Origin of the sequence: Leifsonia stereocauli, from assembly GCF_038432415.1 — a bacterium.
Taxonomy (GTDB): domain Bacteria; phylum Actinomycetota; class Actinomycetes; order Actinomycetales; family Microbacteriaceae; genus Orlajensenia; species Orlajensenia stereocauli.
The window spans coordinates 1,244,827-1,263,001 of the sequence record NZ_JBCAUN010000001.1 but is presented as its reverse complement, the minus strand read 5'-3'; the positions used below and the strand labels follow the sequence as shown (position 1 = coordinate 1,263,001).

At 67.4% G+C, this 18,175-nt stretch carries 15 protein-coding genes and 4 tRNA genes; 8 read left to right on the top strand and 11 right to left on the bottom strand.

What is annotated here, in order from left to right; translation table 11 throughout:
* Nucleotides 1-111 precede the first annotated feature (111 nt).
* Nucleotides 112-888 (top strand): DarT ssDNA thymidine ADP-ribosyltransferase family protein, encoded by a 777-nt coding sequence (locus AADV74_RS06115; RefSeq protein WP_342112586.1) that lies wholly within the window; start codon nt 112-114, stop codon nt 886-888.
* 69 nt (nt 889-957) lie between these two features.
* Here AADV74_RS06115 and AADV74_RS06110 read toward each other — a convergent pair whose 3' ends face one another.
* From AADV74_RS06110 to AADV74_RS06095, 4 genes are all read right to left on the bottom strand, one after another.
* Nucleotides 958-3,096 (bottom strand): 3-hydroxyacyl-CoA dehydrogenase NAD-binding domain-containing protein, encoded by a 2,139-nt coding sequence (locus AADV74_RS06110; RefSeq protein WP_342112585.1) that lies wholly within the window; start codon nt 3,094-3,096, stop codon nt 958-960.
* 6 nt (nt 3,097-3,102) lie between these two features.
* On the bottom strand, nt 3,103-4,308 hold the full coding sequence (locus AADV74_RS06105) for a thiolase family protein (RefSeq protein ID WP_342112584.1): 1,206 nt from the start codon (nt 4,306-4,308) through the stop codon (nt 3,103-3,105).
* 75 nt (nt 4,309-4,383) lie between these two features.
* A complete protein-coding gene (locus AADV74_RS06100; protein WP_342112583.1) occupies nt 4,384-5,583 on the bottom strand; it encodes a ribonuclease D in 1,200 nt (399 codons plus the stop codon).
* On the bottom strand, nt 5,580-6,170 hold the full coding sequence (locus tag AADV74_RS06095; protein WP_342112582.1) for a DUF3000 domain-containing protein: 591 nt from the start codon (nt 6,168-6,170) through the stop codon (nt 5,580-5,582). The genes AADV74_RS06100 and AADV74_RS06095 overlap by 4 nt, the downstream gene beginning before the upstream one ends.
* Before the next feature lie 79 nt (nt 6,171-6,249).
* On the opposite strand from AADV74_RS06095, the gene AADV74_RS06090 reads away from it, so the two are divergent.
* Entirely contained in the window at nt 6,250-7,440 is a 1,191-nt protein-coding gene (locus tag AADV74_RS06090) for an alpha/beta hydrolase family protein (protein ID WP_342112581.1), read from the top strand.
* A gap of 67 nt (nt 7,441-7,507) precedes the next feature.
* Here the strand turns inward: AADV74_RS06090 and AADV74_RS06085 are convergent, their stop codons facing one another.
* Nucleotides 7,508-7,945 (bottom strand): SufE family protein, encoded by a 438-nt coding sequence (locus AADV74_RS06085; RefSeq protein WP_342112580.1) that lies wholly within the window; start codon nt 7,943-7,945, stop codon nt 7,508-7,510.
* A 58-nt stretch (nt 7,946-8,003) separates the two neighbouring features.
* Nucleotides 8,004-8,909 carry a sulfurtransferase gene (locus tag AADV74_RS06080; RefSeq protein ID WP_342112579.1) on the bottom strand — a complete coding sequence of 302 codons (906 nt, stop codon included), beginning with the start codon at nt 8,907-8,909 and terminating at the stop codon, nt 8,004-8,006.
* 144 nt (nt 8,910-9,053) lie between these two features.
* On the opposite strand from AADV74_RS06080, the gene zapE reads away from it, so the two are divergent.
* From zapE to AADV74_RS06065, 3 genes are all read left to right on the top strand, one after another.
* Entirely contained in the window at nt 9,054-10,097 is a 1,044-nt protein-coding gene (gene zapE, locus AADV74_RS06075) for a cell division protein ZapE (protein ID WP_342112578.1), read from the top strand.
* 215 nt (nt 10,098-10,312) lie between these two features.
* Nucleotides 10,313-11,572, top strand: coding sequence for an ammonium transporter (locus AADV74_RS06070; protein WP_342112577.1), 1,260 nt, complete (start codon nt 10,313-10,315; stop codon nt 11,570-11,572).
* 304 nt (nt 11,573-11,876) lie between these two features.
* A complete protein-coding gene (locus AADV74_RS06065) occupies nt 11,877-12,182 on the top strand; it encodes a type II toxin-antitoxin system PemK/MazF family toxin (RefSeq protein WP_342112576.1) in 306 nt (101 codons plus the stop codon).
* Between the two features lie 93 nt (nt 12,183-12,275).
* Here the strand turns inward: AADV74_RS06065 and AADV74_RS06060 are convergent, their stop codons facing one another.
* The 5 genes from AADV74_RS06060 to AADV74_RS06040 form a co-directional block, all read right to left on the bottom strand.
* Nucleotides 12,276-13,187: a cation diffusion facilitator family transporter gene (locus AADV74_RS06060; protein ID WP_342112575.1), complete on the bottom strand. Its 912-nt coding sequence runs from the start codon at nt 13,185-13,187 to the stop codon at nt 12,276-12,278.
* Nucleotides 13,188-13,194: 7 nt separating this feature from the next.
* Nucleotides 13,195-14,823 (bottom strand): MFS transporter, encoded by a 1,629-nt coding sequence (locus AADV74_RS06055; RefSeq protein ID WP_342112574.1) that lies wholly within the window; start codon nt 14,821-14,823, stop codon nt 13,195-13,197.
* Nucleotides 14,820-15,809, bottom strand: coding sequence for a glutaminase A (gene glsA, locus AADV74_RS06050; RefSeq protein ID WP_342112573.1), 990 nt, complete (start codon nt 15,807-15,809; stop codon nt 14,820-14,822). The genes AADV74_RS06055 and glsA overlap by 4 nt, the downstream gene beginning before the upstream one ends.
* A 171-nt stretch (nt 15,810-15,980) precedes the next feature.
* Nucleotides 15,981-17,111, bottom strand: a complete 1,131-nt coding sequence (locus tag AADV74_RS06045) for a S1C family serine protease (protein ID WP_342112572.1) — start codon at nt 17,109-17,111, stop codon at nt 15,981-15,983.
* A gap of 456 nt (nt 17,112-17,567) precedes the next feature.
* Nucleotides 17,568-17,640 (bottom strand) — tRNA-Val (locus AADV74_RS06040).
* Between the two features lie 216 nt (nt 17,641-17,856).
* Between AADV74_RS06040 and AADV74_RS06035 the strand changes: the two genes are divergently transcribed.
* From AADV74_RS06035 to AADV74_RS06025, 3 genes are all read left to right on the top strand, one after another.
* Nucleotides 17,857-17,928 (top strand) — tRNA-Gly (locus AADV74_RS06035).
* 51 nt (nt 17,929-17,979) lie between these two features.
* Nucleotides 17,980-18,053: transfer RNA gene (locus tag AADV74_RS06030), tRNA-Cys, on the top strand.
* 25 nt (nt 18,054-18,078) lie between these two features.
* A tRNA-Val gene (locus AADV74_RS06025) sits at nt 18,079-18,153 on the top strand.
* Nucleotides 18,154-18,175 lie beyond the last annotated feature (22 nt).

Here is an 18,175-nt window from a genome sequence, read left to right as displayed (position 1 = left end):
CGTTCGTCTCGAGGGGCGGGTGCCACGCACGCGAGAGGTTTCGACTTGGACGAGGAATGCATTCACGGATTCGGACGCGGCGATTGCGCGGCGTGTTATCCGGCGGCTCCGGTGGTCGTCGCACCCCCGGTGCGGAAGGCGAGGACCGCTCCGAAGTCATCGCTGCGTGACCCCGTCGGCGGCAGTGGCACGGCGTCTGCGAAGTCGCTCCGTCGCCCGCCCGTCGACGTCGGCGACCGGCGCATCTACCACGTGACCCATGTGGCGAACCTCGCCGGCATCATCGCACAGGACATGCTCGTGCCAGACGCCGGAGACGCGACGGCGGAGACCGACGTTCAGGTGTTCTCGGCCGACGAGCGCGCCGCCCGCCGGAGCACGCCGGTGCCGGGACGCGACACCGTCGTGGCCGACCACGTGCCGTTCAGCCTCACGCCGAACTCCAGTGCGTGGGAGAGCATCCGTGCCGGAATAGACGATCCCCGCATCGATCCGACGGCTGCGGCATCCGCGGCGTCTGAATTCGTGGTGCTGGTGAGCACCATCCGCGAGGCACTCTCGGTGCAGGTGACGGATGACGGCATCTCGTCGACCGGCATCGTCGTCACCGACGGCTACGCGCCGGGTCCCCTCACTCGCTTCGCCACCACGTCGGATGACGTGCAGCGCATGCTCGTGGCGCTCGGCGACGAGGACGAGCCCGATGCCCTGCTCCGTGCCGAACTCCTCGCCCCCGGCGTCTTCCCGCTGGCCAGCATCACGTTGATCGGCGTCGCGAACGACAAGGTGCGCGACGAGGTGCGCGGCATCCTGCGTGCAGCGGCCCACAAGCCCAAGGTCGCCGTCTACCCGCCGTGGTTCCAGGCGGCAGACGAGGTGCGCTACTGAGCCGACGGGGCCAGAAACGAGAAGAGGGGCGGATCGTGTGATCCGCCCCTCTTCTCGTCCGTGCAGCCGTTATTGTCCGACGCCCACGATCCGCGGGTCGTGGAAGGTGGAGCCGAAGGCCCGCTCGCTCGCGCCGACCCTGTCGAGGTAGGGCGTGAGGCCGCCCATCTGGAACGGGAAGCCCGCGCCGAGGATCATGCACAGGTCGATGTCCTCTGCCGCGGCCACGACGTCGTCCTCGAGCATGCGGTGCACCTCGTCGGCCAGGCCGTCCTGCAGGCGCACGAGGATCTCCTCGGCCTGCATCGGCTCGGTGCCGCCGGCCACGATCTTGAGCGCGCCCTTGTCGAACCCCTTGACCTTGCCCTTGGAGTCCTTCTCGAGCAGCGTGCCGTACTCGGCCAGCTCGTGCAGGTTCTCGCTGCGGTAGAAGCGGTCGGGGAACGCGGCGTGGTGCGTGTCGAGCACGTGGGCTCCGACCTTCAGGCCCACGAGGTCGAGAAGCGCCGACGGCGCCATGGGAAGTCCCAGGGGCGCCATGGCCTCGTCGACGACGGAGAACGGGGTGCCCCGGTCGACCGCGTACATCGCCTCGCCGAGCAGCTTGGCGAGGACGCGGTTCACCACGAAGCCGGGTGTGTCTGCCGTGATGACGGCGTTCTTCCGCAGCTTCGCGGCTGTGACCATGGCCGTCGACAGCGTGGCGTCGTCGGTGTGCGGCGTCCTGACGACCTCGATCAACGGCATGACGGCCACCGGCGTGAAGAAGTGGAAGCCCACGAGGCGCTCCGGATTCTTCAGCTTCGCGCCGATCTGCTCGACCGAGAGCGACGAGGTGTTCGTGGCCAGCACGGCCTCGGGGGAGATGTACTGCTCCACCTCGGCGAAGACGTCCTGCTTGATGCCGAGCTCTTCGAAGACGGCCTCGATGACCCAGTCGCAGTCGGCGAAGTCGGCCTTGTCGGTCGTCCCCGTCACCAGGGCGCGCAGGCGGTTGGCCTCGTCTGACCCGATTCGACCCTTGTCCGCCAGCTTCTGGATCTCGTCGTGGATGTACCCGACGCCCTTGTCGACACGGGCCTGGTCGAGGTCGGTGATGACCACGGGCACCTGCAGACGGCGCAGGAACAGAAGCGCGAACTGGCTGGCCATGTAGCCGGCACCGAGTACGCCCACCTTCGTGACCTTCTTGGCGAGAGCCTTGTCCGGCGCACCGGCCGGGCGCTTGGCCCGCTTCTGCACCAGGTTGAAGGCGTAGATGGACGCCTGCAGTTGATCTCCGGCGATCAGATCGGCGAGGGCGTCGTCCTCGAGGGCGAAGCACTCCTCCTTCGTGCCGTTCTTGGCGGCCTTCAGGAGGTCGAGCGCCGCGTACGGGGACTTCGGGATGGTGCCGAGACGGCTCGCGACGGTGTCGCGGGCGATCTTGATGGCGATGTCCCACTTGGCGATGCGCTCGAGCTTGCCCGGGGCGTTCTTGCGGACGACCTTCTCGGTTCCGCTCAGCACGCCGTCGGCGAAACGGATCGAGTCCTCGAGGAAGTTGACCGGCGAGAAGATGCGGTCGGCGATGCCGAGGTCGAAGGCGTCTTGGGCCTTCAACGTGCGGTTCTGCTTCAGCGGGTTCTCGATGATCACCTTGAGGGCGTTCTCGATGCCGATCAGGTTGGGCAGCAGGTAGGTTCCGCCCCATCCCGGGATGAGGCCGAGGAAGACCTCGGGCAGGGCGAGCGCCGCGGCGGACGAGTCCACGGTGCGGTAATCGGCGTTCAGCGGCAGCTCGACGCCCCCGCCCAGGGCGAGGCCGTTGATGAACACGAACGACGGAACGCCGAGGGTGGCCTGCTTGCCGAGGACGTGGTGCCCGAGCTGGGCCATCTTCTTGGCGATGTCGCGCGTCGGGATCTCGGCGATCTTCGACAGGTCGGCGCCCGCGGCGAGGATGAACGGCTTGCCCGTCGTCGCGACGGCGTGGATCTCGCCCTTCGCCGCCCTGTCAGCCAGTGCGTCGTAGGTGGCGCTCAGTTCCAGCAGCGACGCCGGACCGAAGGTGCTCGGACGCGTGTGGTCGCGTCCGTTGTCGAGGGTCACGAGGGCGAGTGTGCGGCCGGAGGAGAGGGGGATGTCGCGCACATAGGAGTGCGTGACGACCTCGTCATCGCTGAGGGATGCCAGCTCGGAGAAGTCGATCGTCGAGTAGTCGGTCATGTCGGCTCAGCGGCCCTTTCCGTACTTCTTGTGGTGGGGGTTCTCCCAGATGACGCTTCCGCCCTGTCCGAGGCCGACGCACATGGCGGTCAGGCCGTAGCGCACCTCGGGGTGCTGCTCGAACTGGCGGGCGAGCTGGATCATCAGGCGCACACCGCTGGCGGCGAGGGGGTGGCCGATGGCGATGGCGCCGCCCCACTTGTTCACCCGCGGGTCCTCATCGGCGATGCCGAAGTGGTCGAGGAACGAGAGCACCTGCACGGCGAAGGCCTCGTTGAGCTCGAAGAGGCCGATGTCCTCGATCGACAGACCGGCGTTCTTCAGCGCGCGCTCCGTCGACGGGATCGGACCGATGCCCATGACCTCGGGCTCGACGCCGGCGAAGCCGAAGCTCACCATGCGCATCTTCGTCTGGAGGCCGAGTTCCTTTACGGCGGCGGACGAGGCGAGGATCGACGCCGTGGCGCCATCCGTCAACGGAGATGCGTTGCCGGCCGTGACGCGACCATGCGGGCGGAACGGCGTCTTGAGCGACGCCAGGCCCTCCATGGTCGTGTTCGGTCGCATGCCCTCGTCTTCGGTGGCGAGGCCCCATCCGGCATCACTGCGGAGCGACACCGGCACGAGGTCGGGCTGGATGTCGCCCGACGCGTAGGCGGCGGCCACCTTCTGCTGGCTCAGCATGCCGAAGCGATCTGCGCGCTCCTTTGTGAGCGACGGGAAGCGGTCGTGCAGGCGCTCGGCGGTGTTGCCCATGTTCAGGGCGTCTGCCGCGACGAGCTTCTCGGAGAGGAAGCGCGGGTTGGGGTCGACGCCCTCGCCCATCGGGTGGCGCCCCATGTGCTCGACTCCACCGGCGATGACGACGTCGTACTGCCCGAAGGCGATGCCGGAGCCGCTCGTGGTGACGGCGGTCATGGCGCCGGCGCACATGCGCTCGATCGCGTAACCGGGAACGGTGGTCGGAAGGCCGGCGAGCAGCGCCGCCGTGCGGCCGAGGGTCAGTCCCTGATCGCCCTGCTGCGTCGTGGCCGCGATGGCCACCTCGTCGATGCGGTCCTTCGGCAGATTGGTGTTCCGCTCCAGCAGTCCGACGATGGCCTTGACCACCAGATCGTCTGCTCGGGTGTTCCAGTACATGCCCTTTTCGCCTGCTCTGCCGAACGGGGTGCGTACCCCGTCGACGAACACGACATCAGCTCTTTCGGCCACTTCGCCTCCACTATCGGATCAGTCTTCCTAGATCCTAGGCAGGGCGCCGATGGCCACTGAATCGTTTGACAGAACCTACGAAAGGGCTTCCGTGCTCTGGTCGGGCTCTTGGCCAGCATCCACAAAGGCATCGGCGATCGCCTGTGAGGTTGCTGCAACCTGCCACGGTCGCGCCCCCAGTCGGGTGAGTTCGTCGGCGACGGATGCAGCATCGATGAGGGCCGGGGGAGTCCAGGCCACGCGGCGCAGCAGGTCGGGGGTGAGCAGGTTCTCCATAGGGATGGATCGCTCCTCGGAGATCACGGCCACGGCGGCTCGAGCGCCCTTGAGGCGTGCGTCGGCCTCGGGGTTCCTGTCGCTCCAGGCGCGGGGCGGAGGCAGGGTGTTGTCGCCGGCCTGCTTCATCACGGGAAGGTCGGTCGTGGTGAGACCCGTCTCCACGGCCTGCCACCAGCGCTCGAGCTCCGAGCGGCTGGCGCGCCCGGTGAACTCCCGCAGGTCGGCGAGGGCGCGTTTGGTGGTGGGCATGGCGCGGGCCACGGCGACGAGGGAGGCATCCGGAACCAGACGACCCGGTGCGATGTCGCGCTCCTGGGCGAGGGCGTCGCGGGCCAGCCACAGCTCGCGCGCGACGGCCAGGCTGCGCTGGCCGCGCAGGGCGTGCACGCCGGAGAGCCGGCGCCACGGATCGGCCCGAACGGCCTTGACCTCCCGATCGAGGGTGGCCTGGAACTCCTCACCGGCGATGCCGCGCTTGTCGGAGTCGTCGAGCATGACCGCGAGGGCGTCTCGCAGGTCGACGAGCAACTCGACGTCGAGGGCGGCGTACTCGAGCCAGGAGGCGGGGAGAGGACGCGTCGACCAGTCCGCCGCGGAGTGCTCCTTCGCCAGGTGGATGCCGAGGAGCTCCTCGACGACGGTTCCCAGCCCCACGCGCGGCAGGCCGAGCAGGCGTGCGGCGAGTTCGGTGTCGAAGATCACGGCGGGATCGAGCCCGACCTCGCGGAGGCATGCCAGATCCTGGCTGGCGGCGTGCAGAACCCATTCGACGTCGGCGACAGCGTCGTCGAGTTCGGTCATGGCGCCGATGGCAGGAGGGTCGAACAGGAAGACGCCGGCATCGCGGCGGAAGACCTGGATGAGGTAGGCGCGCTGCGAGTAGCGGAAGCCGCTGGCGCGCTCGGCGTCGATCGCGATCGGGCCCGTGCCGGCTGAGATCGAATCGACGGCGGCGAGGTATTCCTCACGCGTCTCGATGACGTGGCGGTCTGTCACTTGCCCGCCCGACGGGAGCGGATGGAGGTGACGCCGTCGGCTGCAGGCGGGAGGCCGGCGAGCATGCACAGCAGTTCGCTCCAGCCCTCGACGTGCGCGGTGACGTCGTGCTCGAGCGGCGTCCAGGATGCACGCAGTTCGATCTGGGCGCCATCGCCCTGACGGGCGAGTTCACCGAAGCCCGACGAGAGGATCTTGGTCGCGGTTCCGGATGCAGCCGTGTATTTGGCATTCCGGGTGTCGAGCGCGTCGACGAGCCAGGACCAGGCGACTTCGGCGAGGAACGGATCCGTGCCGATGTCGGTCTCGAGCGGAGCCTGGGCGAAGCAGACGACGCGGAAGGATCCGCCCCATGACTCGGGTTCCTCGGGGTCGTAGAGCAGCACGAAACGACCTGTGCCGAGCTCGGAGTCTCCGCCGTGGCGGGTGGGCGAGACGTCGGCGGCGAGGGCGACGGCCCAGGGGGCGAGGCTCGACGGCGCCGCGATCTCGGAGATCACGAGCTCAGGGCGCGTTCGCGCCCGACGCACGGCGTCGAGGGCCGCGGCGAACTCCGGGGGAGTCGGCACTGGTCGGGTTTCGGACACGTGTGCAGACTAGAGTCTTTTCGCATCGGCGTCCTTCAGGCACGCCGACTGCTCGTCGGCGATGAAGGGGGCCCCGCGGATGCCGCAGGATGACGCCGACGCGCCCCGGTTCGCGCGGCGTGTCGGAATCCTCGTCACGGGCATCGTGGCCGTCTCGTTCTGGATCGTCATGCTGCTCGGAGCGCTGGCGGTCGTGACCCGCTTCGTGCGGACGATCGTCGTGCCCCGAGCCAAGCGCACGGAGCCGGTGCGCGTGCGCAGGGTCGATCTCGAGCACGGCGAGATCGAGTTCGACGCCGACGGCGATTCCCGCACTCCGGGCCGGTACAGCTTCTGGTTCGACGACGACGAGGGGCATGCCAGGGTCGGCGACATCACCGGCGGCGGCGCCGTCGCAGTGACGCGGCACATCATCGGCGTGGACTTCGGCGACCTGAGGAGTGTGGACCGCGGCAGGCTCGGCAGCTGGTTCCACCTGGCTCCCGGCGAGTTCGGGCATCCGTACTCCGACGTCACCATCGAGACCGAGCGCGGCCCAGCCCCGGCCTGGCTCATCCCGGCCGCCGAGCCGACGGACCGGTGGGTCGTGATGGTGCACGGATGGGGCGGCCGACGACCGGAGTGCCTGCGCGCCGTGGAGACGTTCCATCGCGCCGGCTACACCTGCCTCATCGTCTCCTACCGCAACGACGGCGAGGCACCCGACAGTGCCGACGGCCGCTACGGCCTCGGCGACACCGAGTGGCGGGACGTCGAGAGTGCCCTGCTCTTCGCTCGGGACCACGGCGCCGGAGGTGTGGTGCTCGCCGGTTGGTCGATGGGCGGCGCCATCTCTCTGCAGACGGTACTGCGCTCCCAGCATGCGGCATCCGTCACCGGCATCGTGCTCGATTCGCCGGCCGTGGACTGGCACGACATCCTCGCGTTCCAGGGCACGCTCAACCGCCTGCCCGAGCCGATCACGCGCACCGTCGTGGGGACCCTCGGCAACGGGTGGGGGCGCACCATCAGCGGCCTGGCCAACCCGATCGACTTCGCCCGTCTCGACGTGCTCCGACAGGCGGGTCGGCTGACGGTGCCCATCCACATCCTGCACAGCCGCGACGACGGCTTCGTTCCGCACAACGGCTCAGCCCGCTTGGCCGCACTCCGCCCCGACATCGTCAGCTATGACGAGTGGGGAGTCGCGCGGCACGCCAGGCTGTGGAACTACGACTCCGATCGATGGGAGCGCAGCGTCGGAGCGTGGTTGAGCGGCCTCGAGGGCTGATCACGGCGAGGGGCAGCAGATGCGGCTGGTGCAGCGGGGTCGACTGAGATCGGCGGATGCCGCAGGCTCAGGCCGCGGCGCGCTCGCGCAGCTGGCGCTTGGCGCGGCCGAGCAGCGCCGTCATGCCCCGGATGCGCAAGGGGGAGACGGCCTCGGTGAGGCCGATGGTCAGCGGGAAGTCATCGGGAATCGCGAGGACCTGGTCGACGGTCAGCGAGTCGAGTCCCTGCGCGAGGATCGAGGCGAACCCACGCGTGGTCGGGGCTTCGCGCGGGGCCGTGGCATAGAGGTGCACGAGGCCGTCATCCACCTCCACGAAGATGAAGACCGGCGACTGGCACTCCTCCACTCTCTCGAACAGGTCGGGGTGATCCCGGTAGCGCTCGGGCAGCTCCGGCAGCTCGTTGGAGAACTCCAACAGCATCTGCAGGCGATCGGGCACCGCGAGGGCCAGGAAGTCGTCTCGGATCTCGGCGAGCTGGTCGGGAAGGGGAATCTCGTTCATCATCTCAATCCTCCCACTTCCCGACGCAGACATCGTCGGCGCATGAGGCGCCGACTGATCAGACGCGGGCCGCTGGTGCCTCGCCCGGCTCGCTCCCCTTGACGATGGGAACCCGCACGGCGGATCCCCACTCGGTCCAGGATCCGTCGTAGTTGCGCACGTTCTCGAACCCGAGCAGGTGGGTGAGCACGAACCACGTGTGGCTCGAGCGCTCACCGATGCGGCAGTAGGCGATGATCTCGTCGCCGGCCTCGAGCCCGGCCTCGCCGAGGTAGATGTCGTCGAGCTCGGCGCGGGTCTTGAACGTCGCGTCGGGTGCCGCGGCCCGTGCCCAGGGAACCGATGCCGCCGACGGGATGTGTCCGCCGCGGAGTGCACCCTCCTCGGGGTAGGCCGGCATGGTCGTGCGGACGCCGCTGTACTCCTCTGGGGAGCGCACGTCGATGAGCGGATTGCCGAAGTGGGCAAGCACGTCGTCCTTGAAGGCGCGGATGGTGGCATCGTCACGGGCGATCACGGGGTACTCGACGGGCACGGGAGTCGAGGCATCCGTCGTCGTCTCGCGTCCCTCGGCGATCCAGAGGTCGCGTCCGCCGTCGAGCAGGCGCACGTCCTCGTGGCCGAACAGGGTGAAGACCCAGAGCGCGTACGCGGCCCACCAGTTGTTCTTGTCGCCGTAGATGACGACTGTGGTGTCCCGGGCGATGCCCTTCGAGCCCAGCAGGGCGGCGAAGCGCTCGCCGTCGATGTAGTCGCGGGTGACGTCGTCGTTGAGGTCGGTGTGCCAGTCGATCTTCACGGCACCAGGGATGTGACCGGTCTCGTACAGGAGGACGTCCTCGTCGGACTCCACCACGACGAGTCCGGGGCGATCGAGGTTCGCGGCGAGCCAGGCCGTGGAGACGAGCCGCTCCGGGTGGGCGTAGGCGCTGAACTTCGGCGACGGGTCGGGGTCGACGGTCATGGGGGAACCTCCTGGGTGAGCCTGGTCAGGCGGGGGATGAGGGGAAGCGGATTAGGCTGGTGGTCTGTCCGCTCTCCAACCTACGCGGCGCACGAAGGCGACTGCAGCCCGTCGCGAAACGAACAGAAACGAAACCTCGAACGCATGTCTCCGGCTCGTCCCGTCATCCGCCTGACCGACCGTTCACCGAGCATCACCGGGGCAGAGATCGCTGCTGAGCTCGTTCCGCCGCCCCAGTTCGAGCACGCGTCGTTCGAGTCCTACCGTCCGGACTCGAACTACCCGTCGCAGCTCGAGGCCGTCGAGGCTCTGCACGAGTTCGCCGGCGTGTGGAGGGCGCAGCGCCCCGGCGGGTTCTTCTCCCGCAACCGCAAGCCCAAGGCCGCCCTGCCCGGCATCTACCTCGACGGCGGCTTCGGCGTCGGCAAGACCCACCTGCTCGCAGCCCTCTGGCACCAGGCACCTGGGCGGAAGTACTTCGGCACCTTCATCGAGTACACGGCCCTCGTCGGCGCACTCGGCTATGCCCCGACGGTCAAGCTGCTCACCGGCACCCAGCTCATCTGCATCGACGAGTTCGAGCTCGACGACCCGGGCGACACCATGCTCATGACCCGCCTGCTCGGCGAGCTGATGGCCACGGGCACCCAGGTGGCCGCCACCTCGAACACGCCGCCGAACGCCCTCGGCGAGGGCCGATTCGCCGCCTCCGACTTCCTGCGGGAGATCCAGGCCCTGTCGGCGCAGTTCCGCACCATCCGCATCGACGGACTGGACTACCGCCGTCGCGATGTCGAGGGCGCCGCCGTCAGCGTCGACGACGATGCGCTCGACCGCATGGTCGCCGGCATGGGGGAGAAGGGCGAGCGCGTGTCGCTCGACACCTTCGACGGCCTCATGGCCCACCTCGCCACAGTGCATCCGTCGAAGTACGTCAAGGTCATCGATGCGCTCGACGTCATCGCCCTCAGCGGAGTGCACGAATTGCACGACCAGACGGATGCCCTGCGTCTCGTGGCATTCATCGACCGCGTCTACGACGCGGAGATCCCCATCATCGCCAGCGGGTTCCCCCTCAGCGAGGTCTTCGACGAGACCATGCTCGCCGGCGGGTATCGCAAGAAGTACCTGCGTGCGATGTCGCGTCTCATCGCCCTCACGACTGGCGAACTCCCTCCGCACGACTGACGTCGCAGGATCTCCCAGCCGAGCACCAGCATCAGTCGGGAGATTCCGGGCGGCACGAAACACGATGTTTACGAACGGGCCGTTCACGTAACAGACCCGAAACATCCGAACCTCCCCGACGAAACGTGCCGCGTCAAAACTGACGTCTACACACCGGTGGAGCCGCAGGCGGTTGCCTGGTGTCCCGAGCACAGACCCCAAGGGAGACCATTCGTATGTTGTTGACTGCAGCAGCCGACTACGACGCGGCCACGAGCGTTAACTCGCTGTGGCTGCTCGTCGCAGCGGCACTCGTTCTTCTCATGACGCCCGGCGTCGCATTCTTCTACGGCGGGATGGTGAAAGCCAAGAGCGTCATCTCGATGATGATGATGAGCTTCGGCGCCATGGCGCTGGTCGGTGTGCTCTGGGTGCTCTACGGCTACGGACTCGCGTTCGGCACGCCGCTCATCCCCGGCATCGTCGGCAACCCCTTCGACGGCTCGATCGGCCTCACCAGCCTCCTCGGCCTCGGCGAGGGCGGCGCGATGGACCCCGACCTGCCCGGCTTGGCATTCGCCGGCTTCCAGGCGACCTTCGCCATCATCACCGTCGCCCTGATCTCGGGCGCGATCGCCGACCGCGCGAAGTTCGGTGCATGGATCGTCTTCGCGGCCATCTGGGTCACGCTCGTCTACTTCCCCGTCGCATTCATGGTGTTCAACCTCGCTGAAGGCTGGGCTCCGGTCTGGGGAGTCAACGACTTCGCCGGTGGAACCGCCGTTCACATCAACGCCGGCGCAGCAGCCCTCGCCCTCGCCCTTGTCCTCGGCAAGCGCGTCGGATTCCAGAAGGGCATCCAGAAGCCGCACAACGTGCCGCTCACCCTGCTCGGTGCCGCCCTGCTCTGGTTCGGCTGGTTCGGCTTCAACGCCGGCTCCGAGGCCGCCGTCGACGGCGTCGCCGCCATCGCCTGGATCAACACCCTCGCCGCTCCGGCAGCAGCCATCCTCGGCTGGCTCGTCGTCGAGAAGCTCAAGGACGGCAAGCCGACGGCCATCGGTGCAGCATCCGGTGCCGTCGCCGGCCTCGTCGCCATCACCCCTGCCTGCAACATCCTGACGCCGGGCTGGGCCATCGTGCTGGGCATCCTCGCCGGTGCCGTCTGCGCCATCGCGATCGACCTCAAGTTCAAGCTCGGCTTCGACGACTCGCTCGACGTCGTCGGCATCCACCTGGTCGGCGGCCTGATCGGAACGCTCTACATCGGCATCTTCGGCGCCGGCATCGGCCTCATCGACACCGGTTCGTTCGAGCAGCTCTGGAAGCAGTTCGCGGCAGCGTTCGTCGTGCTGGTCTACTCCTTCGTCATGGCCTTCGCCATCGGCTGGATCATCCAGAAGACCATGGGCTTCCGGATCACCAACGAGGACGAGGTCGCCGGAGTCGACACGATCGTTCACGGCGAAGAGGGCTACGCGCTCGAGACCGTGTAACACGGGACACCGCCACGGAACCTGGCGGTGCGGGGCGGTGGAGGAGACTCCACCGCCCCTTTTCGTGTGCTTGCTATGGTGCGGGGGTGGCGACATCGAATGGATTCCCGGCCTTCCTCGCAAGCGTGGGGCGGATGCTGCGCGGCCAGCGCACCTCAGACGTGCCGGTCGCATCCGGTGCCCCCCACACGGTTCGGGAGGGCAGTGCCTCCGCCACGGTCGAGCTCGACCCGCGCAGCGTCGGAGCTGTGCGCATGACGTACTCGCCGACCACGGACGGCGATCCCGACCCCGGCGAGATCGTGTGGACCTGGGTGCCTACGAGGAGAACGACGGGCGCGGCAAGGACCGTCCCGTCGTGGTCGTCGCCGCTGAGCCCTCAGGAACGCTGTTGGCGGCCCAGCTCACCAGCAAGGACCACGCGGGCGAGCGCGGCTTCGTGGAACTCGGAGTCGGACCGTGGGACGCCGAGGGGCGGGCGAGCTGGGTGAACATCGATCGCATCTTCCGGGTGAGCCGTACCGGGATGCGGCGGGAGGCCGCCGCGCTCGACCGGCGACGGTACGAGCTCGTCGAGAGCGCTCTGCGCGCCAGGTACGGCTGGACCTGACCGGCCCCTGACCTGTCGATCTGCGCGTGCAACCCGCACTGCCGGTCCGGTGACAGGTACGTCGACCGGGCCGCCCGCAGGACGCGGAGCCTCCTAGTCGACGAGGTCGCGGTCCGTGGTGAGAGCCACGGTGGCCCATACATCGAGCCCCAGATGCGAAAGACCGTCGATGACTGCATGCCGGACGCCGTCCTCTTCGCTCACATCCCATTGCGACGCGGCCACCAGGAAATCGACCTCGACGTAGAGCTTCCGACCCACCTTGCTTGAGCGGATGGCGGGCTCGCCGAGCCCGTACCGGTTCCGAACCTCGTCGACGACACGAGCGATCTCCTCGGTGGTCGCGGGGGGCGGTGCGCCCTCGAGGAGTTCGTTCAAACCCGACCGGACCAGTCGGATCGGAATCGGGACGAGGACGACGCACGAGATGAGGACGAGCACCGGGTCGATGTACTGCACGACTTCCCGCAGGTCGGTCATCTCTATAAGCAACGCGGCGACCGCACCAACCGTCATCACGATGCTGAGAACAGCTCCTGCGCGCCATTGCGCCGCCTCGGCCGCGACGAGGTCCGACCTGCCCGCTGCCCGTGGCAGCCACCAGGCCACAGCAGATCCAATGGTTGCCGTCACCGCGCCGTAGGCCGCGATGACGACGGGGTTCACATCCGTGCCGCCATCGCGGATGATCACGACGGCGTCCCCTGCCGCGAACAGCAGCGTTCCCGCGATGGCAACGCCCTGGATCGCGACGACGAACGGCGCCAGAGCGTCGCGGCCGAACGGGAACCGGCGGGTGGGGCCTGCAGCCACGGCGCTCGACGCCCGCAGCGATGCCCACGACAGGATGAGGCCGATGAGCATATAGGCGCCATCGAAGATGACGATGCGCGTGCCGGAGGCGACCCCCACGATCAGGGCGATGGCGGCCAGCGCCACCGAGAGCCCGATCGACAGGCGCAGGGCACCCTGCTCCGCGCGTTCGCTCTCACGCAGCCCGCCCACGGGAACGCTACTCGCGCTCTCCGGTGGCAACCGATTCCGGGATCTCCTGAGGTCGGTACTTCGGGAGTCGACTGGCGGGCACGATGGCGAGGAGGCTGACGCCGGCCAGGATCAGCAGTCCGCTGCGAAGGGCGCTGAGGCGGGCCTCCTCGTTCAGCGCGACGGCGGCATCGACCTGCGCCGGTGTGGCATCCGTCTCGTCGAGTACCTCTTCGAGTCGGTCGTTGCTGACGAAGTTCGTGCTGTCCAGGTCGACCTGTGCCACGAGGGACGGCGGCAGCTCGACGCTCCCGGACAGGGCGCCGACGACGTTGGCTGTGAGGATGCCGACGAGGAGCGCACCCGCCACGGCGGTTCCGACGGCTGACGCGAGGTTCTGGGTGGTGCCACGCACGGAGCCGACGTCGCCGGCGAGCTCCTTCGGCGATGCCGTCACCAGAACGTTGAACACGAGTGTGACGAGTGCGCCCTGGCCGATCCCGAAGACGACCAGACCGAGGATCGTCGGGACGGTCTCCCAGTTGTTGGTCACGACGAAGGACAGCCAGACCAGCGCGATAGTGGTGAGTCCGAACGAGAACATGCCGATGGTACGGGGCGGGAACCTTGTGTAGAACCGCACCACCAATGTGGCTGTGACGAACACCGTCAGGTTGAACGGGAGCATCGCCAGCGACGTGTCGAACGGGGTGCGTCCCTGCACGATCTGGATGTAGAGCGGCACAGTGAAGTTGAGCGCGGCCTCCATGAAGACGACGATGAACATGGCGTAGACCGCCGCCCGTTCCCGGGAGGAGCCGAAGACGGACAAGCTCACCAATGGGACCTTGCCGGCCCTGGTGCGTCGGCGGGTCCAGAGGAAGAACAGTTGCACGAACACGACGCCGAGCACGATGAGGATCGGCGCGGGCGAGATCCCGCCGATGTCGAACGGAGCACTGGACGTCGCTTGCAGAAGACCCCACGAGTTGAGGTTGTTGACGCCCAAGGTCAACAGGACGATGCCGGCGCCGATCAGGATCGCAGCGACCACATCGATCTTGACGCCGGGGTTTCCCTTGTCGGATCGCAGCCAGAAGCTGAGGATGAAGACCGCGACGGCGAGGATCAGGACCACCACGAAGACCTGGCGCCAGCCGACGAGGGTGGCAAGAGTGCCGCCGATGAGGAAGGCGCTGACGCCGGCCAGGGCGCGCGCGGAGCCCAGCGATCCGATTGCCGTCGCCTGTTGGTCACCACGGTAATTCTCGGCGATGAGGGCGACCAGTGATGGCACGATGATGGCCGCCGAAGCGCCGGCCAAGGCCTGCGCGAAGATGACCCAGCCGATGGACGGGGCGAGGATCATCGTCACGGCCGACACCGCGAACAGTACGACCACGATGCGGAACACGACGATCCAGCCGACGCGCTGCCCGATCTTCGCACCGACCATGACGAGCGCGGCCACCACGAGTCCGTAGGTGACGATCGCCGTGCTGACATCCGTGGGGGGCACACCGAAGTCGTCGACCATGCCCCCGAGCGACACCGGCAGGGCCGACACGTTGTACGACATCAGGATCTGCGCCAGGAACAGGCCGATCATCGGCACCCACGAGGTGCGGACCTCAGTTCGGGTCGTGACGGATGTCATCGTGTCTCCTCGCTGGTGCGTGAGGCCGGCTTCGCCGACGCGAAGTGGGATGCGGATGCGAACACATTCAGTCCAAGAGATCGGGAGAGGTAGGCGGTGGCGATCTGGCCGCGGACGCTGTTACCGGCGGAGTCCAGACGGGGCGAATAGGAGCCGATCCCCGCCTTTCCCGGCGCGATCGTGACGAGTCCGCCCGCGACACCGGACTTGCCCGGAAGCCCGATCTCGAAGAGCCATTCACCGGAGCGTTCATACAGGCCATTCGCCGCGAGGACCGCCAGGGTGTCGCGAGCGACCTCGGCAGAGACAACGCGCGTTCCTGTGACGGGATTCACCCCGCCATCCGCGAGGGTTGCGGCCATGACCGCCAAGTCGCGGGCATCGACCGAGATGGCGCACTGGCGGGTGTACACATCGACGACGTCGAGTGGGTCGTGCGTGATCCGTCCATAGCTCTCGAGCAGCCGCGCTATCGCGTGGTTTCGTGTGTTGGTCGCTGCCTCCGACCGATAGACGACGTCGTCCACATCGAGGGTTCGTCCGGTGAATGCAGAGAGTCCGGCCAGGATGGCGTCCCACTTCTGGCCCGGAGTGTCTCCGGGCATGAGCGCGGTGGTGGCGATCGCCCCGGCATTCACCATCGGGTTCATGGGGTGCCCGTCGTTGAGTTCGATGGCGACGACCGAGTTGAAGGCGAGTCCGGTGTTGTTCACCCCAACGACATCCAGGACCTTCTCGTGGCCGAACTCCTGACACACGAGGGCGTAGACGAACGCCTTCGAGATGGACTGGATCGAGAACCGGGTGCGGGTGTCGCCGAGCTCATGGAGACCCCCCTGGACATCGACGATGCAAAGGCCGAACGCCTCGGGGTCGGCCTCTGCCAGGATCGGGATGTAGTCGGCAACGACACCTTCGTGGTGGGATTCGGCTCTGCCATAGGCGGCCGCGAGGAGTTCATCGATGATCGGACTAGGAGGCAGCACACCCGTACTCGCCTCCTGGGAGACCCCGCCTACATCCAGATCCACATCGCCCCCGTTCGCGCGCCACTGCGGGCGCACTTCGAAACCTAGCGGATCGGCGACATCGGTGTACTTCTGGAGGTCTTCGGGCCTCGCAAAGCTGGATCGCCTGGGGAGGATTCCTCGCGGCCCTCAGTCAGCCAGTGTCACAGGGGCCGTGTACTTCTCGCCGTCTCGGACGTAGTCGATGGTGACAGTGTCACCCGCTTCGCTGGTGAGCTGGACATGGGTGAGTACATCGAGGTTCGCGGCTGCTTGCCCGTTCACGGCAGTCACGACATCGCCCGGTCGGATGCCGGCTTCGTCTGCTGGACCGCCGGCGGTGGTGGCCTGCACGAAGAGTCCGTACTCCACTCCGAAGTGCTCGGCAACGGCGTGCGGAATGGGGATGAGGTCGGCTCCGATGTTCGGGTAGGTCACCTTTCCATCCTCGATGAGCTGGTGAGCCAGCGGGATGGCGATCGCCTGCGGTATGGCGAATCCGATGCCGACGCTGCCCGTGCTGTTCTGGCCTCCGGCTCCGGGGACGGAGGAGATGGCCGTGTTCACCCCGACGAGTCGGCCGCGGCAGTCGACGAGCGCTCCTCCGGAATTGCCGGGGTTGATGGACGCGTCGGTCTGGATCGCTCCTACGAGGATGGCGTTGCGGTCGTCGTCGCTCGGCACGGGCACATTGCGGCCCAGTGCACTCACGATGCCCGCGGTGACGGTGCTGTAGAGACCGAGCGGTGCGCCGAGGGCGACGACGGGCTGCCCCACGGAGAGGGATCCGGAATCACCCTCGTCGATGACCTGGAGGTCGTCATCACCTTCGACCTTGACGACTGCGAGATCCGTCTTCGGGTCCCGGCCGACGATGGTCGCTGGCAACTCATGTCCGTCGCTGAAGCGCACGGTGACCGTTCCCGATGTGGCCGCCGATGAGATGACGTGATTGTTCGTGAGGATGTAGCCGTCCTTCGTGATGACCTGGCCGCTCCCGTTGCCCGAGCCGACGACGATCGTCACGATGGAGGGCAGGACCCGGTTCGCCACCGACTCGGCGTCGCAGGCTCCACGGCCGGAGCTCAGAGCCGAGGCGGTGACAGTTCCGGCGATGAACCCGCCGCCGACGAGGACCAACGCCGTCAGGACGGCGACGGACACGATCAGCCAGCGGGGGAGGTTGGGTTTCGCCGCGGCCTCGGAGTCCGTCGCGGCCGGCGCCTGAGGTACTGCAGGCGTTTCAGCGCCGTCCGGTGAGATCCCGTCGTTCTGCTCCATCGTCAGCCCCTTCTCGCGTGTGCGATCAGGCTAGCGTTCAGTGCTCCGCCACCCGGGGATGATCATCCGTGAATGGCGACCCGGGTCGGCCTCAGAAATCGGCGCTGCCTTGACCCGGGCCATTGTCGGCCGTGTGGCGCTGGTGTTCCTCTGCTGTGCGCTGTCTCGCGACGCGTTCGCTGGCTGAGTCCTCGGCTGGCGGCTCAGAGCGCCTTCGAACCATTCGCACGATGAGAACTGACACCAACGCGAGCACAACGATCGCCAGGATCCAGTATTCGATTTCCATGCCGCACCTCCGTGCGTCTTCCCCCGCACTTGCCGACATCGTACGCCCCGCACTTCAGCCGTCGCAACGGCAGCCGCAGGACGCCAGGCCCAACGTTTCTGCCCGCCAGAACCCGACTGGACCGTCTCCGAAATAACAAAACCCCCGGAAGGCCGGGGGTTTGTCAGTGGGCGATACCGGACTCGAACCGATGACCTCTTCCGTGTGAAGGAAGCGCGCTACCAACTGCGCCAATCGCCCATCGCTGCAGGGTTGCCCGTGCTGCGGATACCGATACTAGCCGACGGATGGCGGCCGACGCACATCGGCGCACGGCCGGCCGGGGCATGCAGCATCCGTTGAACGGATTCTCAGCTTGGACACGCCCGGAGCCTGCTCGTTTTGTATGCGGCGACGGTTTCGGTTATTGTCGTTCTTGTTGCAGAAATGCAGCAGCGAGGCTGCGAGAGCAGTTACGCGGATGTGGCGCAGTGGTAGCGCATCACCTTGCCAAGGTGAGGGTCGCGAGTTCGAATCTCGTCATCCGCTCGAAGAGGATCGGGCGCAAGCCCGGTTCATTTTCATGGAGTGAACCCGCACGGTGGATTGGCCGAGAGGCGAGGCAGCGGCCTGCAAAGCCGTATACACGGGTTCGAATCCCGTATCCACCTCCAAGTTGAGATCGCAGATCCCAGCCTTGGGCGATTGGCGCAGCGGTAGCGCGCTTCCCTGACACGGAAGAGGTCACTGGTTCGATCCCAGTATCGCCCACCAACAAGCAGTTCGAATCCTCGGG